18 protein-coding genes are annotated in these 21,105 nt (G+C 67.9%); 5 read left to right on the forward strand and 13 right to left on the reverse strand.

From position 1 onward, the window contains the following. Positions 1 to 1,051 (forward strand): tetratricopeptide repeat protein (locus tag VFG33_RS10150; RefSeq protein ID WP_325024818.1); only part of this gene is annotated, 1,051 nt, incomplete at its 5' end. A gap of 177 nt (positions 1,052 to 1,228) precedes the next feature. Beyond that, on the forward strand, positions 1,229 to 2,689 hold the full coding sequence (locus tag VFG33_RS10155; RefSeq protein ID WP_325024820.1) for a S8 family peptidase: 1,461 nt from the start codon (positions 1,229 to 1,231) through the stop codon (positions 2,687 to 2,689). 63 nt (positions 2,690 to 2,752) lie between these two features. Here VFG33_RS10155 and VFG33_RS10160 read toward each other — a convergent pair whose 3' ends face one another. From VFG33_RS10160 to VFG33_RS10180, 5 genes are all read right to left on the reverse strand, one after another. After that, positions 2,753 to 3,586 (reverse strand): DMT family transporter, encoded by an 834-nt coding sequence (locus VFG33_RS10160; protein WP_325024822.1) that lies wholly within the window; start codon positions 3,584 to 3,586, stop codon positions 2,753 to 2,755. A 107-nt stretch (positions 3,587 to 3,693) separates the two neighbouring features. Next, the gene (locus VFG33_RS10165; protein WP_325024824.1) at positions 3,694 to 5,097 is read right to left on the reverse strand and encodes a dihydrolipoamide acetyltransferase family protein; all 1,404 of its coding nucleotides are present in this window, start codon (positions 5,095 to 5,097) and stop codon (positions 3,694 to 3,696) included. Then, positions 5,097 to 6,074: an alpha-ketoacid dehydrogenase subunit beta gene (locus tag VFG33_RS10170; RefSeq protein WP_325024826.1), complete on the reverse strand. Its 978-nt coding sequence runs from the start codon at positions 6,072 to 6,074 to the stop codon at positions 5,097 to 5,099. Before VFG33_RS10170 ends, VFG33_RS10165 begins: the two co-directional genes overlap by 1 nt. Position 6,075: 1 nt before the next feature. Continuing rightward, positions 6,076 to 7,239 (reverse strand): pyruvate dehydrogenase (acetyl-transferring) E1 component subunit alpha, encoded by a 1,164-nt coding sequence (pdhA, locus tag VFG33_RS10175; RefSeq protein WP_325024828.1) that lies wholly within the window; start codon positions 7,237 to 7,239, stop codon positions 6,076 to 6,078. Between the two features lie 357 nt (positions 7,240 to 7,596). Then, positions 7,597 to 8,856 carry a phytase gene (locus VFG33_RS10180; protein ID WP_325024830.1) on the reverse strand — a complete coding sequence of 420 codons (1,260 nt, stop codon included), beginning with the start codon at positions 8,854 to 8,856 and terminating at the stop codon, positions 7,597 to 7,599. Positions 8,857 to 9,113: 257 nt separating this feature from the next. Between VFG33_RS10180 and VFG33_RS10185 the strand changes: the two genes are divergently transcribed. Both VFG33_RS10185 and VFG33_RS10190 read left to right on the forward strand, forming a co-directional pair. Next, positions 9,114 to 10,058: an EamA family transporter gene (locus VFG33_RS10185; protein WP_325024832.1), complete on the forward strand. Its 945-nt coding sequence runs from the start codon at positions 9,114 to 9,116 to the stop codon at positions 10,056 to 10,058. A gap of 523 nt (positions 10,059 to 10,581) precedes the next feature. Continuing rightward, on the forward strand, positions 10,582 to 11,202 hold the full coding sequence (locus VFG33_RS10190; protein ID WP_325024835.1) for a hypothetical protein: 621 nt from the start codon (positions 10,582 to 10,584) through the stop codon (positions 11,200 to 11,202). Between the two features lie 146 nt (positions 11,203 to 11,348). On the opposite strand, the gene VFG33_RS10195 is transcribed toward VFG33_RS10190, so the two are convergent. From VFG33_RS10195 to VFG33_RS10215, 5 genes are all read right to left on the reverse strand, one after another. Continuing rightward, positions 11,349 to 12,053 carry an SDR family NAD(P)-dependent oxidoreductase gene (locus VFG33_RS10195; protein ID WP_325024837.1) on the reverse strand — a complete coding sequence of 235 codons (705 nt, stop codon included), beginning with the start codon at positions 12,051 to 12,053 and terminating at the stop codon, positions 11,349 to 11,351. A 31-nt stretch (positions 12,054 to 12,084) separates the two neighbouring features. After that, on the reverse strand, positions 12,085 to 13,164 hold the full coding sequence (gene hisC, locus VFG33_RS10200; protein WP_325024839.1) for a histidinol-phosphate transaminase: 1,080 nt from the start codon (positions 13,162 to 13,164) through the stop codon (positions 12,085 to 12,087). Then, on the reverse strand, positions 13,161 to 14,072 hold the full coding sequence (locus VFG33_RS10205; RefSeq protein WP_325024841.1) for a dimethylarginine dimethylaminohydrolase family protein: 912 nt from the start codon (positions 14,070 to 14,072) through the stop codon (positions 13,161 to 13,163). The genes hisC and VFG33_RS10205 overlap by 4 nt, the downstream gene beginning before the upstream one ends. A gap of 109 nt (positions 14,073 to 14,181) precedes the next feature. Then, on the reverse strand, positions 14,182 to 14,790 hold the full coding sequence (locus VFG33_RS10210) for a PEGA domain-containing protein (protein ID WP_325024843.1): 609 nt from the start codon (positions 14,788 to 14,790) through the stop codon (positions 14,182 to 14,184). Positions 14,791 to 14,801: 11 nt separating this feature from the next. Continuing rightward, a complete protein-coding gene (locus VFG33_RS10215) occupies positions 14,802 to 16,394 on the reverse strand; it encodes a phage tail tip lysozyme (RefSeq protein WP_325024846.1) in 1,593 nt (530 codons plus the stop codon). A gap of 189 nt (positions 16,395 to 16,583) precedes the next feature. On the opposite strand from VFG33_RS10215, the gene VFG33_RS10220 reads away from it, so the two are divergent. After that, positions 16,584 to 17,249: a GntR family transcriptional regulator gene (locus VFG33_RS10220; RefSeq protein ID WP_325024849.1), complete on the forward strand. Its 666-nt coding sequence runs from the start codon at positions 16,584 to 16,586 to the stop codon at positions 17,247 to 17,249. 179 nt (positions 17,250 to 17,428) lie between these two features. Here the strand turns inward: VFG33_RS10220 and VFG33_RS10225 are convergent, their stop codons facing one another. From VFG33_RS10225 to VFG33_RS10235, 3 genes are all read right to left on the reverse strand, one after another. Then, entirely contained in the window at positions 17,429 to 19,498 is a 2,070-nt protein-coding gene (locus tag VFG33_RS10225) for a glucosidase family protein (protein WP_325024851.1), read from the reverse strand. Next, positions 19,495 to 20,736, reverse strand: coding sequence for an enolase C-terminal domain-like protein (locus VFG33_RS10230; protein WP_325024853.1), 1,242 nt, complete (start codon positions 20,734 to 20,736; stop codon positions 19,495 to 19,497). Before VFG33_RS10230 ends, VFG33_RS10225 begins: the two co-directional genes overlap by 4 nt. Next, on the reverse strand, positions 20,733 to 21,105 hold a 373-nt coding region (locus VFG33_RS10235; protein WP_325024855.1), incomplete at its 5' end, for an SDR family oxidoreductase. The genes VFG33_RS10230 and VFG33_RS10235, both read right to left, overlap by 4 nt.

Here is a 21,105-nt window from a genome sequence, read left to right on the forward strand (position 1 = left end):
CACCTTGCATGACCTACTCCACGTCTACGCCATGGAGCTGGCCCAGGACGATCCCCAGCCGGCGGACCGAACGGCGTACGAGCGGGTCTTGGACCACTACTTGCTGACTGGCGAGGCCGCCGCCAGAAGGCTCGAGCTGTACGGGGACCTCACGGCGACGCCCAGGCATCCCTCGGTTCCGATGCAGCCTCTGGACGACGAGCCGGCGGCCTACGCCTGGCTCGATGCCGAGCGGCAGGTCCTGCTCGCCGTCACCAAGACGGTCGCCGGCGACCGCGAGGACGAGCTGTATGCCTACCAGTTCGCGGACTTCCTGAACGGCTACCTGAACTACCGCGGGCATTGGCAGGAGTGGCTCGAAGTCATGCGGCTCGCGTACGCGGCAACGAGGTCGGTGGGCGACCCGGCGGCCGAGATGCGAGCGCTGCGCGGGCTGAGCGCGTCCAACGTCCGGCTGAACAACCTCGATGAGGCCATGGACTGGGCCCGGCTGACCGTGGCGCGTGCACAGGAGGTCGGTGATCTGTCGGGCGAGGCACTCGGAAACCGGCAGTTGGGCGATGCCTCCACGCGGATGGGACGGTACGAGGAGGCGCTGACGTACAGCATGCGTGCTCTGGAGCTCTACAGGTCGATCGGCTACGAGCTCGGCATCGCCAACTGCCTCAACTCGGTCGGCTGGGAGCTGGCGCTTCTCGAGCGGTACGAGGAGGCGACGTCCTACTGCCAAGAGGCGTTGCAGCGGCTGGAACCGTTGAACGATGTCGCCAACGTGGCGGCGACCCTGGACAGCCTGGCGTACATCGCACTGCTCAACAACCGGCCCGACGATGCCGCGACCGAGTACCGCCGGTCGGCCGAGCTCTACCTGCGCAACGGCGACCGGTACTACGAAGGGCTGGTGCGGAGCCGGCTCGGCGACGCGCTGCTGGCCGCCGGCCGCCTGCCCGAGGCGATCCCCGAGTGGACCCGAGCGCTCGACATCCTCGACAGCATGCACCACCCCCTCGCCGAAGAGGTCCGCCAGAAGCTCCAGGACACGACCCAGTGACCGCACCTGGGCGTTCGTAGTACTGGGGGTGGTTGCTCTGGGTGAGGGTGGGGACTTTGAGTGACAGCGGCTGCAGGGTTTCCCGTGTGTCTCGGGGTTCGGGACGACCGGCGGCGGATTGACCTCTAGAGTCGCGTGCAGCGTTCCCGTCCCATCGCCAGTTCCCGAGGAGAGAGTGTGTCCCGAAGCTCCCGTACCCGTCGGCTCAGTGCCGGCCTGGCCGTGACGGCGCTCGCCATCACAGCCGTCGGCGCCGCTACATCCGCCCAGGCCGCCCCGGCCGCGCCCGCAGCGTCCTCAACCGCCGCGGCCGAGCCAGGCCTGCTGATGAACTACGTGGTGAACACGAAGGCCGACAAGTCCCACGTGAAGAAGGTCGAGAAGGCCGTCGAGGCGGCCGGCGGCACCGTCGTGGAGTCGTACAGCCAGATCGGCGTAGTCATCGCCCAGTCGACGAACTCCGCCTTCCGCACCGACGTCCGCGCCGGCAAGAACGGCCGGGAGGTCCAGTCGGTCGGCGCCACCCGGACCGCTGCCGTCAGCGAAGGCCCGGTCGGTTCCACCGCGAAGACCGCCCAGACCAAGGGCCTCGCCGCGGGTGAGGCCACTGTGGCCCCGGATCCGGACGAGGCCAAGCAGTGGGACATGGTCCAGATCAAGGCGGACCAGGCCCACAAGATCACCGACGGCTCGCGCCGCGTCCTCGTCGGCGTCAACGACAGCGGCGTCGACGACACCCACCCGGACCTCGCGCCGAACTTCGACGCGAAGAACTCGGTGAACTGTGTCGGCAACGGCGTCCCGGACACCACCCCGGGCGCGTGGCGGCCGACCACCAGCAGCCACGGCACCCACGTGGCCGGCACGATCGCCGCTGCCCGCAACGGCATCGGCATCGTCGGGGTCGCGCCGGGCGTGAAGATCGCCTCGGTGAAGGTCGTGAACGACGACGGGTTCATCTACCCGGAGTACTCGATCTGCGGGATCATCTGGGCGGCCGAGCACCACATGGACGTCACGAACCACAGCTACTTCATCGACCCGTGGGAATTCTGGTGCAAGGACAACGGCGACCAGGGCGCGGTCCAGGAGTCGGTCCGCCGGGCCTACGACTTCGCCAGCAAGCGCGGCGTCCTCTCGGTCGCGGCCGCCGGTAACGCGAACTACGACCTGGCCAACAAGACCACGGACGACAGCAGCCCGAACGACACCACCCCGGTGACCCGGCCGATCAACAACGGCTGCCTGGACATGCCGACCGAGCTCCCCGGCGTGATCACGGTGGCGAGCACCACCCAGACGAAGGCCCGGAGCAGCTTCTCGAACTTCGGCCTGAACAAGATCGACGTCGCGGCTCCGGGCAGCAGCATCCTGTCGACGCTGCCAGGTGGCGGCTACGGCACCATGAGCGGCACCTCGATGGCGTCGCCGCACGTCGCGGGTGTCGCCGCACTGATGAAGTCGACCCACCCGTGGTGGGGTCCGCGCGACCTGGAGAAGGCGCTGCGCCAGCAGGCTGACGACACCGCGTGCCCGACCACCACCCCGGATGCACGGTGCACCGGCACCACCGCCAACAACGCCTTCTACGGTGAAGGCATCGCCGACTCACTGGACGCCGTCAAGCGCTTCTGGTGATCAGGAACTGAGCCAGGGGGTCCCCCGCCCGGGACCCCCTGTCTCCCTTTTCGGGCCCCGTCGCTACGCCAGGTTGATCAGGACGATCCCGGCGACGACCACGCTCCCGGCGAGCGCGCGTTTCGGGCCGAAGCGTTCTCCGAAGAAGAGCGCGCCGATGATCGCGCCGAAGATGATGCTGGTCTCCCGCAACGCGGCGATCGACGCCAGCGTGCCGCGCGTCTGCGCCCAGAGCACCAGTCCGTACGCCGCTAGCGAAACCAGGCCGCCACCGAGTCCGGCGTACATCGCACTCCTGTCTTGCCGGAGGAAGCCCGGACCGCGCCACCACAGGACTAGCAGCGGCACGATGAACCCTTGCAGCATGAAGACCCAGCCGATGTACGTCGCCAGGTCGATCTTGTGGACCGCGACTCCATCGACCACGGTGTACGCCGCGATCATCAGCCCGGTCCCGAACGCGGCAAGCAGGGCCGGGGCCTGTCGCCGTGAGGGACGCCCGCCGACCAGTACGAGCCCGATCAGCCCGGCCGAGATCAGCAGTACTCCGGCTAGTTCCAAGGGCACGGGTCGCTGGTGCAGCACCACGATCGCCACCACGGCAACCACCCAGGGCGAGGTCCCGCGCGCGAGCGGATAGACCTGGCTGAACTGCCCGAGCTGGTACGACGCCAGCAGGCCGCCGTAGTACGCGAGGTGAAGTAATACCGAGGCGATGATGTACGGCCATGCGTGGGCGGGCGGCAATCCCGTCACCGCAACCGCGACGGATCCACACACCCCGGACGACAACGCGAGGAGGGCGAATCCGCCCGCCCGATCCGGAACCGCATGCGCCACCGCATTCCAAACCGCATGCAGCACCGCCGCCCCGAGCACCGCAACCAAGACACCCACCCGACCACCCTCCCCCAGCCCCGACGCCCCCACCACCGAGTTCCTAGGGGTGGACGCAAGAAAGCCCGGGCGATGGTCTCGCCCGGGCTGTCCGTTGAAGCGGTAGGTCAGAACATCAAGGCTCGGGCGGGGTCCTCGAGGATGGCGGCTACGTCGGCGAGGAAGGTGGAGCCCTTCTCGCCGTCGATCAGGCGGTGGTCGAAGGACAGCGCCAGGGTGGTGATCCAGCGGGGCACGATCTCGTCGTCCACCACCCACGGCTGCTTGCGGACCGCGCCGAACGCGAGGATCGCGGCTTCACCCGGGTTGATGATCGGCGTCCCGGCGTCGACCCCGAACACGCCCACGTTGGTGATCGTGAACGAACCACCCGCCTGGTCGGCCGGCTGGGTCTTGCCCTCACGGGCTACCGCGACCAGGTTGTTCAGCGCCGCACACAGGTCGGGCAGCGTGAGCGACTCCGCGCCCTTGATGTTCGGCACGATCAGCCCGCGCGGAGTGGCCGCGGCGATGCCGAGGTTGACCGAGCCCTTGAGCACGATCTCCTGTGCGGCCTCGTCCCACGCCGCGTTGATGATCGGCGTACGGCGGGCCGCCAGCGTGACTGCCTTCGCCACGATCAGCAGCGGTGAGACCCGGAGGTCGCGGAACGCCTTGTCGTTCTTCAGCCGCTCGACCAGGTCCATCGTGGCGCTGACGTCGACGGTGATCCACTCGGTCACATGCGGAGCGGTGAAGGCACTGGCCACCATCGCCTGAGCCATCACCTTCTGCACACCCTTGATCGGAATCCTGGTATCACCCAGCCCCGAAGCCACCGGAGCTGCCGCAGCAATATGACCAGCCGCACTCACCGGCGGCGCCGAATACCCCTCGACATCAGCCCTGGTGATAACCCCACCAGGCCCGCTAGCAGTCACCGCCGCAAGCTCAACCCCCAGATCCTTGGCCAACTTCCGCACCGGCGGCTTCGCCAGCACATGCACGGATCCTGAAATTTCATTGCTCTTGGCAACAGAAGGTTCTGGTGCGGCGACTACCGGCGCTGGTACGACTTCAGGTTGTGCCGCCACCGGAGAACCGCCCTTGCGGGGGCGGCGTTTGGGTTCGGTGGTTTTGGGGCCGTAGCCGACGAGTACTGCGGTGCGGCCGCCAGGGGCTGCGCCGCCGATCTTGCCGGCTTCGATCTCCTCGCCGTCGGGGAGCGACGGGACCATGTCTTCGGCGCCAGTGCCAGCGGCCGAAGGAGCGAGGTCGCCTGGCGTGGCTTCGGCGGTCTGCACCGAGATGATCGGCGTGCCGACATCGACCGTCTCGCCCTCGGCCACCAGGAGTTCGGTGACCACGCCGGCGAACGGCACCGGCAGCTCGACCAGCGACTTGGCGGTCTCGATCTCGACGATGGTGTCGTTCAGCTTGACCGTGTCGCCGACCTTGACCTTCCAGCTGACGATCTCGGCCTCGACCAGGCCTTCTCCCACATCCGGGAGGCGGAACTGCTGGATCCCCATCAGTACCCCATCACCCGGTCGACACCTTCGAGCACCCGGTCCAGGTCGGGCAGGTACTCCTCCTCCATCCGCGAGGGCGGGTAGGGGGTGTCGTACCCGGCGACCCGCAGGACGGGCGCTTCCAGGTGGTAGAAGCATTCCTCGGTCACCCGGGCGGCGAGCTCGGAGCCCGGGCCGAGGGACAGCGGCGCCTCGTGCACCACGACCGCGCGGCGGGTCTTCTTCACCGAGGCGAAGATGGTCGGCAGGTCCAGCGGCGCGATCGACCGCAGGTCCACGACCTCCAGATTGCGACCGTCCTCGAGGGCGGCCTCGGCCGCCTGCAGGCAGGTCTTCACCATCGGGCCGTAGCAGAACAGCGTGGCGTCGGTGCCCTCGCGGACCACCTTGGCCTGGTGCAGCGGGTACGCCGGGGGCGTGTTCTCGTCCAGCTCCGCCTTCTCGTGGTAGCGGCGCTTCGGCTCGAAGAACACCACCGGGTCGTCGCCGGAGATGGCCTGCTGGATCATCCAGTAGGCGTCGACAGGATCGCTGCAGGCGACCACCTTGAGGCCGGCCACGTGCGCGAACAGCGTCTCCGGGGACTCCGAGTGGTGCTCGACCGCGCCGATGCCGCCGCCGAACGGGATCCGGATCACGATCGGCATCGTCAGCTTGCCCATCGACCGGTAGTGCATCTTGGCGACCTGGTTGATGATCTGGTCGTACGCCGGGAAGACGAACCCGTCGAACTGGATCTCGCAGACCGGCCGGTAGCCGCGCAGCGCGAGGCCGACCGCGGTGCCGATGATGCCGGACTCGGCCAGCGGGGTGTCGATCACCCGGTCCTCGCCGAAGTCCTTCTGCAGACCCTCGGTGACCCGGAAGACCCCGCCGAGCTTGCCGATGTCCTCGCCCATGATGATGACCTTGGGATCGTTCTCCATCGCCGCGCGCAGGCCCATGTTGATGCCCTTGCCAAGGCTGATCTTCGCCATCTCAGTGCTCCCCTTCAAAAGAGGCCGCATAGGCGGCGTACTGCGCCTGCTGCTCCACCAGTTGCGGGGTCTGGTCGACGTACGCGTGCTGGAAGAAGTCGGTCAGCGTCGGGTCGGGCATCGACAGACAGCCCTCGCGGAGCCGGGCGGCGATCTCGTCCGCCTCGGCCTCGATCTGGTCGAAGAACTCGTGGGCGACCCCGGACTCGCGGGCCAGGTACGCCTTCACCCGCTCGATCGGATCCTTGAGCTTCCAGTACTCCAGGTCCTCGGACAGCCGGTACTTGGTCGGGTCGTCGGAGGTGGTGTGCGCGCCCATCCGGTAGGTGTAGGCCTCGACCAGCGTCGGGCCGCTGCCCTCGCGGGCCCGCTTGAGCGCCTGCTGGGTGACCGCATAGGTGGCGAGTACGTCGTTGCCGTCGACCCGCACGCCGGGGAAGCCGAAGCCGGCGGCGCGCTGGTACAGCGGGATCCGGGTCTGCCGGTCGATCGGCTCGGAGATCGCCCACTGGTTGTTCTGGCAGAAGAAGACGACCGGGGCGTTGAACACCGAGGCGTAGATGAAGGCCTCGTTCACGTCACCCTGGCTGCTGGCGCCGTCGCCGAAGTAGGCGATGGTGGCCTCGCCGTTGTCGGGGTCGCCGACCGCGTGGTCGCGCTGCTGGCCCATCGCATACCCGGTGGCGTGCAGCGTCTGGGCGCCGATCACGATCGTGTACAGGTGGAAGTTGTTGTCCCGCGGGTCCCAGGCGCCCTGGTCGACGCCACGGAACAGGCCGAGCAGATTGAGCGGGTCCACGCCCTGGCACCACGCGACGCCGTGCTCGCGGTAGGTCGGGAAGACCATGTCCTTCTTGTTCAGCGCGCGGCCGGAGCCGATCTGCGCGGCCTCCTGACCGAGCAGGGAGGCCCAGATGCCGAGCTCACCCTGGCGCTGCAGCGCGGTCGCCTCGGTATCGATCCGGCGGACCAGCGTCATATCCCGGTAGAACCCCTTGATCACCTCGTCATCGAGGTCGAACGAGTAGTCCGGGTGCTCGACGCGCTCACCTTCGGGCGTCAGCAACTGGACGAACTCGACCTCCTCGGAGGCCTGTGGGGGACTGACCGGCGCCTCGACGGGCGCGAACACTTCCGGGGCAATGCCCGGCACCGACTCACTCACATGCACTCCTCGGGTTCGAGCGCGGGATCGCCGCGACCGCAACGTTGCACGGGTCCCGGCCCAACCAGCCGGGTGAGGCTTCGCAGGCAGGACCGCGTGGATCCAGGGTTGATGCACACTGCTAGGCAGTGAACCTCCTCACTGGTATCACTGCCCATCTTGCCGGACACCGTACCCAGAGCGTTACTGATCCGCTAACTGTCTGGACGCGGACTTGTACGCCGGTACCGGGACCCGTCTCAAGCTGAGACACCAGTCCACCCAGTGGTCGCCCCAACCCTCGTGGCCGCGCCTGATTCCTGGCGTTATGACACCGGCCATGAGATCCAAGCGATATGTGTCACAGCTCCGTACCGATTAGGGCACCTGCTCGAGCCGGACCAGTTTGAAATTGGTCCCCTCCCGCTCGCCGTCACCGGGTGTGTTCTCACCGTCATGCACAGCGAGCAACCCGTGCGGGAACCGTGCTCCCAGCGGCTGAGTGGTGACCGCGGCTCCATCACTGTGCTGTACGCCGTCCGCCGCCGATCCGTCGCTGATCCGGAACCCGGCGCGGTAGCTCAGGCCGTGCGCATCGACGCGATAGGCGGCGAAGGTGGAGTCACCTTGGCTCGACGCGTACAGAGTCCGTACGCCGTGCTTGTAGGCGATCGTGAGGCCTTCAGCGTCCGCGCTGAGGTGCTTCCCGGCGTCGGGGCCGGCCGGTCCGGTCGGAGCGCACTCCTCGGTCTCCGGGTCGTACGCCGCAGGCCCGCCGAATTCGCGAACCTTCTCGACCAACTCGGACCGGCCGACCAGGGGAACGCGCCAGATGCCGACATCCTCCTGGGCGGCGTACAGGGTCGCCGTTGTCCGGTCGAAGACCATGCCCTCGAACTGCGGGCGGTCGCCCGGCTCCTCGCACGGCGACCAGGTCTTGCCGTCGCGGAGCCGGAAAGTGGCGGGAAAATCGAGGGTGCGGATCGGGCGGTAGCTGATCTTGCCGTGCCCGTCCGGGATCAGGCGGAACAGGCCGATCCGGGTCTCGCTGCGACGGGTGACGGCGACGATCGTCTGCCCGCCCAGCTGGAGGGTGGCCACGCCGTACGCCGTGCGCTGGTCCTGCACCTCGTCGGCGCTCTTGCTGAAGACGAGCGGCGCGGCCGGGCTGGTGAGGTCGGTGAGCACCTTGCCGCCGGCGTCGGCGCCGCGCTGGTCCACGGAGTACACGCGGAGCTTGTCGAGGCCTCGGTCGGTGACGACGGCGAGATCCCGGCGCCGGCCGTCGACGGACGTACCGGTGACGAGGTCCACGTTGTTGAACCGGCCGGCCTCGGCGTCGGGCGTGGGAGCCGGCGGCGTCGCGATGTGCTGGAGTTCCTTCCCGCTGAGGTCGAACACGGTCAGGCCGCCGTTCTTCAGCGTCCCGAGGACCACGCTCGCCGACGGCCGATCCGGCCGCACCCAGATCGCCGGGTCGTCCGCGTTGGCGTCGCCGCCGGCTTCGTCATCCCAGTTGGGAGCCGTCTCGGCGACGGCATGCACCTCCGCCAACTGCTGTCCACCGACCGCGACGGCTGGGGACACACCCGCGGCAGCGACCAGAAGACCGCTGATCAGGACACCTGCACTGCGCATCCGTTCCTCCTCACACATGCCGGACCACTCGGTCACGGCCTGCCGCACACCCTCACCCGCTCCGGTAGCCACCGCCTGTCCACCGCATGAACACCCCTCGCCTCACACCCCTCTGCCCTACCGCGTTCCTTCTTTGTCCTCGTGGCTGGATCTGGTCGGTCCACTGGCCGAATAACTGCTTGTGGCCGGATCGCTCAGAGGACTAGTGTCAGCATCGTTCTTGCATTACGCCCATGACACGCCCGAGGGGATGATCGATGGCCGCCGCACCCGCGCCCGTAGTACTGCCCGAGACCGGGAGCCGGCAGGCGTCGGCAGCGATGATCTGGTCGGCACTGGCCGTCGTCTACGTGGTCTGGGGCTCGACCTACCTGGCGATCCGGGTGGTGGTGGACGCGGAGATCCCGCCGATGCTCGGGATGTCGGCCCGGTTCCTGGTCGCGGCTGTCCTGCTGGCCGGATTCCTCGCGCTCCGCTCGGGCGCGGGGCGCCTGCGCGTCACCGGCCGGGAACTGCTCGGCTCGGCGGTCGTCGGGCTCCTACTTCTCGCCTTCGGCAACGGCGCGGTCGCGATCGCCGAACAGACCGTGCCCTCCGGACTCGCCGCCCTGCTGATCGCCGCGGTCCCGCTGTGGCTGATGCTGCTCCGGGTCGGCAGCGGCGAACGCCCCCGCGCGCTGACCTGGCTCGGGGTACTGATCGGATTCGCCGGCGCCGCGCTGCTCGCGCTCTCCGGTGGCGACACCAGCGCCAAGCCGCTCTCAGTGCTCATCCTGGTGTTCGGCACGATCAGTTGGGCGGTCGGCTCCCGCTTCTCCCCGCGTCTGGGTCTGCCGAAGGACCCACTCGTGGCCACTCTCTATGAGATGGCCATCGGCGGTGCCGCGATGGTCCTGATCGGCGTACTGCGCGGTGAGCCCGGACGGCTCCACCTCGGAGAGGTCGAGGCGAAGGGGTGGATCGCCCTCGCCTACCTGGTCGTGTTCGGCTCGCTGCTCGCGTACTCCGCCTACTCGTACCTGCTGGCCAACGCCCCGATCTCGTTGATCGGCACCTACGCCTACGTGAACCCCGTGGTCGCGGTGTTCCTCGGCTGGCTGATCCTCGACGAGCACGTCACCCCGAAGATCCTGCTCGGCGGCGCGGTCGTCGTCCTCGGCGTCGCGCTGGTGGTCAGCGCCGAACGCCGCCGCAGGGCCTGACCAGACCCGGAACCAGCGGGCCGCGGAAAAGGAAGAACCCGGGCTCCCATGGGGTGCCCGGGTCTCCCACCGCTGCCGATGCGCGCGGCAGCGGGTCCATAGTTGCCGGTCGCGCCCTGCCCCGAAAAAACACGGCGCGAAACTCCGACAATAGTGCGACGACATTCCGCGTCATCGTGGTATCGCCATTCGGCAGCCACCGAGCCAGCCGAAATATCCATCGAATCAACGGGTCCATCCGTCTCCCGCGATCAGACAACGAGGAAGTTCGCGATCGGTTACGGGTCCTGGCAATGGGTTCCGCAGTGTGGTCGAACGGAGTCCGCTGCCCGTACAGTTATCCGCAAGTTGCCTGGTCAGGACCGTTTTCCTGTCATGTCAACGACATTTGTCACAGTTCCGCTACAGCCCGAGCGTGATTCCTGCCGGACCGGAAAAGTCGTCGAAGAAATTTGTAACCGCCCCCATCAGGCGTCGTTACCACTAAGACGAATCCGTCAAACCCGAAAGGAAACCTCGCATAATGCAGGTAACACGCAAGATCGCCGCTGCAGCGGCAGTGGCGACCGTTGCCACGCTGGGCCTGGCCACCGTCGTGTCCGCGAACATGCTCACGGACTCCGGCGCCACCGACGCCACCAAGGCCACCAGCGGCCTGGCTGACGCGGCCTCGCTGGCCAGCAAGGGCGGCTACGGCGACGCCAAGGACAAGAAGTGGTACTGGGTCAAGGACAACGGCAGCCTCGTTGCCATCGACGACAACAACGTCGGTCCGTTCCAGGCCTGCCACAACTTCGTGCCGGTCAACGGTGTCGGCGGCAACGTGCCCGTCACTGACATCACGGGCATCGTTGGCCTGTTCAACGACGGCAACAGCGCGACCGCCGTCAAGACCTGCGAGCAGGACAGCAAGCAGAACAACGACGGTAAGGGCAAGTTCTACCGCGTTGGTGACGACGGCCTGGTCTCGGTCTCCGAGAACAACGTCGGTCCGTTCCAGGTCTGCCACAACGAGGTCCCGGTCAACGGTGTCGGCGGCAACGTGCCGATCAGCGACCTCACCGGCATTCTGGGCCTCGGCAACGACGGCAACTCCACCGACTCGCTGAAGACCTGCGAGCAGGAGTCCGCGCAGAACAACTGACCCTCCCTGGTCAGTGATGTAAGGACCCGGACCCAGTCGCCTCGGTGGGGCGATTGAACCGGATGCACCATCGGAACGGCATCGGGAAGCAAGCCTCACTACTTCCCGGTGCCGTTTCTCTGTGCCCACTGCGGTCAGCCCTGGCTTCACAGACTCCGGAGGTCGAGGGTGGTGCCGCTGGCGAGCGGGCGGTCCAGGAGCGACCAGATGCCGCGGGCGGCTTGCTCCGGGGTGATCAGGCCGCCGGTTCGCTGGAGTTCGCGGAAGCGGTCGACGGCCGGGAACGCCTGCTCGTCGACCGAGCGGATCTCGTGCTGCATGGCGGTGTCGACGACTCCCGGCGCGACGGCGATGACCCTGCAACCGTTCGACTCCGCGCCCGTAGTACGGACCCACTGTTCGACTGCTGCCTTGCCGGCGTTGTAGTGCGACCAACCTGGATAGGGCTTGGTCGCGGCACCTGAGGACAGCATCACCAGGTGCCGCTCGCAGTTCAGGTCGGCTGCCGCGCGGAGGAAGGCGCGTCCGAGGACCTGCGGCGCCGCGGAGTTCAGCAGTACTGCGCGGGTGTAGGCCTCGGGATCCACAGTCGCTGCGGGGCCGATCGGGACGATCGTGCCCGCGTTGTGGATGAAGACGACCCGATCGCCCTCGAAGCCGGCCAGTTCGGAGGCGAAGTGCTGCTCGACCCGGACCCAGTCGGCCGGATCGGACAGGTCCGCCGGGAAGTGTTCCACGACGCCACCACGCCGCGACAGGTCGATCACTCGGGCATCCGGGAACGGGATCGCCGCAGCGAGCGCGGCGCCGATCCCGGACGAAGCCCCGGAGATCCAGACCAGGTTCCTCATCTTCAGGTCCGCACCGCGTGAACCGGCTTCTTCACTGCAGCCAGGCGGCGGCGACCTCGAGGAAGAGGTCGTTGGCCTCGCGTTCGCCAATGGTCACCCGGGCTCCTTCGCCTGGGAACGGCCGCACCGAGACGCCCTCGGCCTGCACGGCTTCGGTGAACGCAACGGTCTCGTCGCCGAGCGGCATCCAAACGAAGTTGGCGTGCGTCTCCGGGACGTTCCAGCCGGCCTTGCGCAGTTCGTCGACCACCCTGGTCCGCTCGACCACCAGCGCCTCCACTCGCTCGAGCAGTTCATCCTCAGCTTGCAGCGAGGCGACCGCAGCCGCCTGGGCGATCTCACTGACTCCGAACGGCAGCGCGCACTTGCGGATCGCGGCGACCACCGGCGGATGCGCGATCGCGAAGCCGATCCGGAATCCCGCCAGGCCGTAGGCCTTGGAGAAGGTCCGCAGTACCACGACGTTCGGCCGGTCCCGGTAGATCTCGACGCCGTCGACGGTGTCGGGCTCGCGGACGAACTCGCGGTAAGCCTCGTCCAGCACGACGAGCACGTTGCGCGGGACCACCTCGAGGAAGGCGAGCAGTTCGTCCCGGCGTACGACGGGTCCGGTGGGATTGTTCGGCGTACAGATGAGGACGACGCGGGTCCGGTCGGTCAGGGCGGCTTCCATCGCCTTGAAGTCGTGCCGCGCTTCCTCAGTCAGCGGGACCTGGACCGAGGTGGCGCCGGTCAGCTGGACCGCGATCGGGTAGGCCTCGAACGAGCGCCAGGCGTAGACGACCTCGTCGTCCGGACCGCAGACCGCCTGCAGGAGGTGATAGAGCACCGCGACCGAACCGGTGCCGATGGCAAGGTCGCTCTCCGGTACGCCGAAGCGGTCGGACAGGGCTTCCAGGAGGTCGGGAGCACCCATGTCCGGATAGCGGTTCATGCTGCCGGCGGCCTTGGCGGCGGCAGCAAGTACTCCGGGCAGCGGCGGGTGCGGGTTCTCGTTGCTGGACAGCTTGTAGGTCGGTTTCCCGTCCGTGCGCTCCGGGGGCTTGCCCGGCTTGTAAGCCGGGATGTCGTCCAGCGCGGAGCGAAAGCGGACCTCGTCGTCAGGGGTCATGCCCGCAGGCTAGCCGGTGCGGTCACCCTGGTGAACCCGGCCGGGAGGACGACCTGACCGCCGGGGGAGGAGAGGTGGGTCACGTCGAAGTCGAGGGGATTGGTGAGGCAGCGGGCCGAGCCGCCCGCCTTGTGGAACTCGGTGAGGTCCAGGACGACGACCTGGAGGTTCAGATCGGTCAGGATGTCCCGGAGGCGGGGAGAACACGACGGCATGATGATGGTGTCGTTGACCACCAGGGAGTTGGCGGTGAAGGCGAAGGCCTCCTCGTCGGTGAGGACGATCGGGTCCGGGACGATGCCGGCCAGTTCTGCCTGGCTCGGCGCGTCGAAGGCGGGTGGGTAGACCAGCGCGTGGGTGCTGTCGATCGGGCAGAACGGCAGGTCGAGGTGGTACATACCCTCGTGGGTGATGCGCAGGCCGCGGACGCGGATGTTCCACCCGGTCGCGAGGTGCTTGAGTGCGTCCTCCTCGGTGCGCGGCCCGTAGCCGACCACCAGGCTGTCACCGAACACGAAGGCGTCCCCGGACTCGAAGTGCGGGCCGACCCCGTCCCCACCGGTCCGGCTCAGCTCGAAGCCGTGCGCGGTGAACCAGTTCGCGGCTGTCAGCGACTCCTTGCGCCTCGGCTCGAACCGCATGTGCGACAGCATGGCCCGGCCGTCGCTGGTCGCGAGGCCCAGGTTCATCGCGTAGACCATGTCCGGCGAGTCCGACCGCTGCTCCAGGACTTCCACCTCGCCGCCCGCGGCGATGATCGCCTGGCGCAGTGACTCCCACTGGCGCAGGGTGAGCTCGGGGTCGGGCTGCTGCTGCGTCGACATGTACGGATTGATCACGTAGTCGACCCGGAAGTGGTCCGGGCGGACCATCAGATAGCGGCGACCCCACCCCAGCGACTGACCCATGAACCACCCCTTACACGCTGGATCCGTCATTGACAGATCCCCTGATTGTCCGACAATCAGTCAGTGTGCAGGGCGCCCCCGGGCCGCGTCAACACAGCCGGGAAAGGTGTTACTTGGTGTAGATCAGCTCGTACTGCGCAGGGTCGTAACCGTGACCCTTCATCCACTCCAGCGCCTTCGCCTTACCCTCCGGCCGGAGCAGTTTGATGTAGAGCGCGATCTTCTCGGAGTTGTCCGGCTCCGCCTGGGAGGAGCCGTAGGTCACCTTGAAGCCGGGGCCGATGTAGGGCAACTCCTGGATGATCGGGTACTTCGCTGCCAGCAGCTCGCCCAGCTCGTCGAACCTCTTGCCGGCCTCACCCTCGGCCTCGAGGGCCTGGTCGGGATGCTCCTTCACCCACTCACGCCCGGCATCCCCGTTCGCGTACAGGTACATCTTCACGCGGAGCGGATCGCCCCCACTCACTTCCACCGTCTGGGTGGAACCCTCGAAGCCGTCCCGCTCCGCCACCAGGGTGTGGCTTCCCTCCTTGACCTTCACGGTGCCGTTCGCCGCGATCTGGTGGCCGTCGAGAGTCAGCGTCAGATCCTCCGGGATCGATCGCACCGTGACTTCGGACACCGGTCCGCCGCGGAAGGCGAGGGAGCCGCCCAGCAGCACGAGCAGCACGGTGACGACGGCTCCACCGATCAGCAAGCCCTTCTTCTGCATCAGCATCGGTCCACTCCCTACTTCTTCAGCCGCGCGGCTGCGAAGTGCTTGCCGTTGTCGTTGATGTAGGCGGGCTCGAACTCCGGCGGGTGGCCGTTCCACGACGCGGACGCCGCCGCATAGGTGTTCCCGTCGTCACCCTCCTGCGGACCGATGTAGAGGAAGGTGTGTCCCGGGCCGATCATGATGTCGCCGGGTTGCAACTGATCGAGGTCGTTGATGTCGTCGAACACCTCGTACTTCCCCGAGGTGCGCAGATACTCCTCCTGCACCGGCGTACTGCGGGCGGGATAGTCGGGGTCGGCGCCACTCATCCGCATCACGGTGGCCACGAAGACGCCGCAGTCGGTGTACGGGTTCTGGTCGTTGTCGCTGATGTTGGTGTACTGCCCCATCGCCTGCTGGTAGGCGTCCGTCGCCAGGGTCTTGGCGACACCGTCATGCCGGCCCGGAGAGTGCCAGGCGAGAGCGGCCGCGGTCGCGACAATGCCCGTACAAGCACCCGCTGCACCAGCCTCGCCCGCCTCACCGGCCGCGGTACCGTCGCCGTAGGTCTCCAGCACCTCCCGCGCCGTGGCCTTTCGGTCCCCGAACTCGGGATCGTTCGGGTTCGTGGTGAAGCGCTCGAACTTGAACGCGAACGCGAACGCGGCGTCGTCGACCGTCCTCGCCGCCCGGAGCGCGTCGCCGGCAGCCTTCTCCGCAGCCGCCCCGGTGCCGTCGAGCTGTTTTCTCAGAAACTCGAGCTGATAGGCCAGCGTCTCGATCGTCGCGTCATCGATCCCCGCCTGCCGCGACGGGTTGATCATCTTCGAGGGTTTGTACCACTGCACGATGCCCCAGGCGAGGTCACCGCCGGCCGCCTCCGCCGTGTGCGTGACGGTTCCCGGGGCGTCGCCGTTCTTCAGCGTCGGCTCGACCTGCGACTCGTGGATCATGTTGCCGACCACACCGGCAGCCTGCTGCTGGGTGTAGCCGTTCTGGACGAAGAAGTTGAACGCCTTCTCCTGGTTGTTGCCGCCGACCAGCGGGCCACCGCCGCCACCACAACCGCACCCCGACGCCGTCGAGGTCTGCGCGTCCTCGCCGATCTCGTCGGTCGGGTCCTGCGGCGTCAGCGGGCCGCTCGTCTCGCCCTCGCGGATCCGCAGTTCGAAGTGCAGGTGCGCCCCGCTCTTGCCAGGCACCGCCTCGGTGCCGGTGCCGGACGTACCGATCTGCTGGCCGCGGGTGACCGTGGCGCCGACCCGCACGCTCTTGGTCTGGAAGAACTGGTACCAGGTCTCGACCCCGTCGGCGTGCTCGATCTTGATCCACTCACCAGAGGTGCTGACGACCTTGCCGTCCTCGGCCGCCAGCACCGGCTTGCCCTCGGCCACGTCGTAGTCGAGCCCGAGGTGCACGTCCGGACCGTTGTCGTCCCAGCCCTGCACAGGGTCGTGCTTCTCGGTCGGCCAGCCGAAGGCCTTGCCCCCGGTTTCGGTCGGCCGGCAGTCCGCGGCGTTGCCGATACTGCCGAGCGAGGTGGCCAGCATCGCCAGCACGATCAGCAGCGGCAGCACCAGGAAGAAGCCGACTGCGGAGAGGATCGGCAGGGCCTTACCTTCCACGGCTTCCTCCTCGCGAGATCAGCGGCTCTCCCGGCGCGGCAGGGGGAGAGGGCGGCCGCTGATGTCAGGGAACAGACTGCCCGAAAACCGGCTCACCATGCGGCGGGTTATCCACAGCTCACGACCCCCGAGCGGGACGTCCGGCGGGCCGCCCGCGACAACGGACCCTGACTGGACGAGAATCGCCCCATGTACGAACGGCTGCGGGTGGATCGCTCGACCACGGTGGACCGGGTCGTCGACGCGCTCCGCTCCGCCCTCTTCGCCGGCGACCTGGAACCCGGTACGCCGTTGCGCGAGCAACCGCTCGCCGAGGCGCTCGGCGTGGCCCGCAGTACCGTCCGCGAGGCGATGACCCTGCTGGTCACCGAAGGCCTGGCCGTCCGCGAGCCGAACAAGGGCGTCAGCGTGGCGATCCTGCACCCGGCCGCGGTGGCCGACATCTGCCAGGCCCGGTTCGTGCTCGAGTCCGCCGGGATCAAAGCCTGGTACGACGCTGACGAATCCGCGCGCGAGCGGGTCCGGCTGGCGATGCGCGAGTTCGCCGCGACGGCCAAGGATGGCGCCGATCCGGAGGCGATGACGGAGACGCACCTCGCCATCCACCGGAGCCTGGTGGCACTCACCGGGAGCGCGCGGCTGATCGCGACCGCCGATTCGATCACCGGCGAGGCCAGGCTGGCGCTCGCGCGGGTGGACGCTCTCCGGCAGGACGCGAAGCAGCAGGTCGCCTCCCATCGCAAGCTCGTCCGCCTGCTGGAGAAGGGCGATCTCGACGAGGCGGTCGACGAACTCCGCCGCCACCTCGCCGGCGCCGAAGAGTCCCTCCTCGAAGCCATCGCCACCACCCCTTAACAGGCAAAACAACCCCAAGGGGGCAGCCCCGGCAACCCGCCTGATCATTCGCCCCCTTTTCACCCTCGCCAACTGCCCACGGTGACGGCAGATTCTGAGCTGGAGGGTGAAAAGGGGGCGAATGATCAGGCGGGTTTTCGCCGCCGTGGCGGGGGGTGTCTTGCCTGTACCGGACCTGGCTAGTGCTCTTTGCGGACAACTCCGGTGGCGCTGACGTCGTAGGTGTGGGGGCCTACCCGGAGGCCGCTGAGGCGGGCGTCGGGGTCGAGGGCCGCGACCTGGGGGTTGGCGTGGACTGTGCCGTCGAGGTCGATCTCGAGGCCGAAGACTCCTTCCAGGACCAGGCTCACCCAGGCGCCTGAGGACGAGCACGCCCAGTCGATCAGATACGGGAACTGCGCCGGCGCCTTGCGTGCACCACCGGCCATCGCCGGCACTGCCTCCTCGACGAAGTGGGCTTGACCGCACGGTCCTTGGTTCGCCGTTTTCGCCAAGCCAGGCAACCAGTCCAGCGCCACGTCGCCCCGGCCCATCGCGAACAACGCCCGTGCGGCATCTGCGGGCCAGGCCGGGTAGGCGCCGTTCCACTGGTGGTCGGGGCGCACGCTGAACGCGGCATCCGCGTCGTACGGGGAAAGTGCTCGCATCCAGTTCGGCGTCTGCAGTTCTCGCTGGAAGAACTCGACCATCTCTGTCCGCTGGATCTCCGACAGGTCGGCCGCCATCGTCGTACCGATGATGTTGAAGTCGTAGCAGTGCCGCACCGGCAGCAGCGTGCCGTCCGGCTGACGGGCGTGCCAGAACCCCGCGCCTTCGACATAGAGCTCGTTGACGTGCCCGGCCTGCTCGTCAGCTTCCTTGCGCAACAGTTCGGCCCGATCGGTAGAACCTGAACGCTCCGCGACCTCGGCGGCGACGCGCAGGCACCAGACGTTCGCCGCGTTGAAGCTGGCCACCTCGTGGACGTAGCTGCTGACGCACTCGAGCAGGTTGTCGATGCCGCCGTAGTCCGCGAGCGCGTGGTCCTCCCGCAGCCCGCGCCACGCCGTAGCCCAGTCGAGCAAGTGCTCGCCCACCGGCTTGCGTGCAGCGTCCCGCCCAGCCTGTACTGCGAGGAACTCCTCGTCCCCGGTGAACCTCACGTAGTCCCGCACCAACCTGGTCATCGCGAAGTCGTTGACCGAGTACCACTGGCCGACCGGGGCACCCGTGAGCCACTCGGTACCGAAGTGCGCATGGGTGTCGAGGTCGATCCAGTGCTCGATGTGCCGCCGCATCGGCACCGGGTCGAGCAGCGCATGCGTCAGCGACGACAGGCTGTAGTCCCAGATGAAGGTGGTGGTCTGCCAGTGCCGTGGCATCAGGGTGTCGTAGGCCCGGCCGATCATGCTGGCCGGGTTGTCCCGGCGGAACCACACCACGCCGAGAACGCCCCACCAATAGAGCTTCCGGAGTGCCTCGTTCGAGGTCTCGAGCACCGGGAGCGATCCACTGAAGCCGTCGCTGTCCGGATCGAACGCATCCGCCAAGGCCTTGTCCCATTGGCGTTCGGCCGCCGCGATGACCGCAGATACGTCCGCGATACAGGTGTCGTAGTTTGCGACAGCCTCGGCCGAGGTACCCGCGAGGACGTTGGCGTAGCCGAGCCGGCCCTTGCCCGCGGCGTCGAGGGTAATTGTTGCCTCTAGCATCGACTGACCGTGGATCTCCCCCGGTACGTCGAGGCCTTGCAGGCTTACCGCGCTGCCGGACTCGCCGGTGCCGATCAGCGCGGGCCGGTCGTCGAGAGCAGTCAGCGTGTTCGGCTCCGAAGGAGGCATGTGGCGCAGCCAGGCGTTCGGCGATCGGGTCGCGGTACTGGCCAACGCCAACCCGATCCGCACCTCGCGACCAGGTTCGCCCTCGACCTCGAGCTGTACGACGACAGCGGGCCGATCCGGTGCGCAGGCGGTGGTAGTGCGGAACGAGAGGCCCTCGATCCGAGTACTACGAACCACGTGGTCCGGGCGCCAGACGACCTCCACCTGGCCACCGTACGAGCGCGCCAACCGACCGTCGACATACAGCTGACCGGTGATGGTGTCGCCGTGCGAGTACGGCGGGAAGTTGATGCTGCGCAGCGCGAACACGTCGAGGTCGACCTGCACGGCGCCGAGGAAATTGGTCAGCCCTGGTGGGTTGAACATGTCGTCGTAGGTGTGGGTCAGTACGTCACTGGCGAGATCCGCACTGCGGGGAATGACGGTCATCGCCCTCCTTCGGTGTGGTCGGCTTCGGTGGGGTCGGCCCAGTCGGTGTTCGGCAGCAGCGGGTACCAGCCCGGTCGGGCCGGATCGCGGTCGTAGGGATAGGGGCCGAGTTCGCGGAACAGCTCGGCGTACTCGGCGAGTTTGTCGCGATCCAGGTCGACGCCGAGGCCCGGTCCGTCCGGTACGGCGATCGCGCCGCCGGCATACGGGAGCTTGCCCCCGGCAATGATGTCGTCGCGCAGATGGTGATAGTGCGCGTCGGCCGCGAAGGAGAGGTTCGGTACGACGGCGCCGAGGTGCAGCATGGTGGCCAGCTGGATTCCGAGCTCTCCGGACGAGTGCACGGCGACGCCGAGCTGGAAGGTCTCGCAGACCCCGGCAGCCTTGATGCAGGCCCGGATTCCGCCCCAGAACGTGGTGTCCAGCAGGATCACGTCGACCGCGGGATCACGGACGTTCGCGGCGAGTTGCTCGAAGTTGACCACCACCGTGTTGGTGGCCAGCGGGATCGAGGTCTTCTCGCGGACCCGGCGCATCCCGTTCATCCCCCAGGTCGGGTCCTCGAGATAGTCGTTGTCGAGATCCTCGATGCCCCGGGCGAACCGGATCGCCTCCTCGACCCCGAAAGCGCCGTTCGGATCGAACCGGAAGCGGTGCCCGGGGAACGCGCGGGCCAACGCTCGGTAGCACTCGCGCTCGTAGTCGGGCTGGAAGACGCCGCCCTTGAGCTTGTGCACACTGAACCCGTACTGCGCGACCAGGGTGCGGGCGTGGTCGACAAGCTGCTCTGCACTCCGGATCTCCCCGGTGCCGTCCTCGGCCGGGTGCCGGAAGAACAGGTAGCTGGCGAACGGGACCCGGTCGCGAACCTTGCCGCCTAGCAGCTCGTGGACCGGTACGCCGAGGGCGCGGCCCTGCAGGTCCAGGCAGGCGAACTCCACCGCCGCGAGCAGCTGGGTGCGGTTGTTGTAGAGGCTCGCGGTGGGGTTCGCGAGCATCCAGCGCAGGGCCTCGGTGCGGGCCGGATCGTGGCCGAGCAGGTAGGGCTTCAACGCGGTGACGGCGTCCTCGGCGCTCTGACCGCCGCCGCCCATCTCCCCCAGGCCGATCAGCCCGTTGTCGGCCTCGACCTCGACCACGGTCCGGACGAACCGCCCCCAATGCGCACCGTTGCTGTGCCGCAGGGGCGCCTCGAGCGGCACTGTCACAGTCGTCGCCCGGATGTCGACGATCTTCATCGGTTGTCCTCCGGCAGTCGGTTGTCTTCAGGCAGGACGACGGCCAGCTGGGCGGTCAGTCCACCGTCGACCTTCACATCCGCCCCGGTCATGAAGGCGGCGGCCGGTGAGGCGAGAAAGTGAATGACATCAGCAACCTCGGCCGGCGTCGCCACCCGGCCCAGCGGATGCGACCGACCCCACTCCGCGATCACCTCGTCAGTCGTTCGCCCACCGCCGAACTCCGCCGCCGACGTGCGCAACATCGGGGTATCCACGGACCCCGGGCACACCGCGTTGACCCGGATACCGTCAGCAGCGTGATCCACCGCCATCGCCCGGACAAGCGCCAGCAATGCGCCCTTCCCCATCGAGTACGCCGCAACGCTG

It is taken from the genome of Kribbella sp., assembly GCF_035687465.1.
Lineage (GTDB): Bacteria > Actinomycetota > Actinomycetes > Propionibacteriales > Kribbellaceae > Kribbella.

What these genes read in the sequence shown, in the direction of transcription:
- VFG33_RS10165 (WP_325024824.1), bottom strand. Translation starts at nt 5,097, where the DNA reads ATGGGGATCCAGCAGTTCCGCCTCCCGGATGTGGGAGAAGGCCTGGTC.
- VFG33_RS10170 (WP_325024826.1), bottom strand. Translation starts at nt 6,074, where the DNA reads ATGGCGAAGATCAGCCTTGGCAAGGGCATCAACATGGGCCTGCGCGCG.
- VFG33_RS10180 (WP_325024830.1), bottom strand. Translation starts at nt 8,856, where the DNA reads ATGCGCAGTGCAGGTGTCCTGATCAGCGGTCTTCTGGTCGCTGCCGCG.
- VFG33_RS10185 (WP_325024832.1), top strand. Translation starts at nt 9,114, where the DNA reads ATGGCCGCCGCACCCGCGCCCGTAGTACTGCCCGAGACCGGGAGCCGG.
- VFG33_RS10190 (WP_325024835.1), top strand. Translation starts at nt 10,582, where the DNA reads ATGCAGGTAACACGCAAGATCGCCGCTGCAGCGGCAGTGGCGACCGTT.
- VFG33_RS10195 (WP_325024837.1), bottom strand. Translation starts at nt 12,053, where the DNA reads ATGAGGAACCTGGTCTGGATCTCCGGGGCTTCGTCCGGGATCGGCGCC.
- hisC (WP_325024839.1), bottom strand. Translation starts at nt 13,164, where the DNA reads ATGACCCCTGACGACGAGGTCCGCTTTCGCTCCGCGCTGGACGACATC.
- VFG33_RS10205 (WP_325024841.1), bottom strand. Translation starts at nt 14,072, where the DNA reads ATGGGTCAGTCGCTGGGGTGGGGTCGCCGCTATCTGATGGTCCGCCCG.
- VFG33_RS10210 (WP_325024843.1), bottom strand. Translation starts at nt 14,790, where the DNA reads ATGCTGATGCAGAAGAAGGGCTTGCTGATCGGTGGAGCCGTCGTCACC.
- VFG33_RS10220 (WP_325024849.1), top strand. Translation starts at nt 16,584, where the DNA reads ATGTACGAACGGCTGCGGGTGGATCGCTCGACCACGGTGGACCGGGTC.
- VFG33_RS10225 (WP_325024851.1), bottom strand. Translation starts at nt 19,498, where the DNA reads ATGACCGTCATTCCCCGCAGTGCGGATCTCGCCAGTGACGTACTGACC.
- VFG33_RS10230 (WP_325024853.1), bottom strand. Translation starts at nt 20,736, where the DNA reads ATGAAGATCGTCGACATCCGGGCGACGACTGTGACAGTGCCGCTCGAG.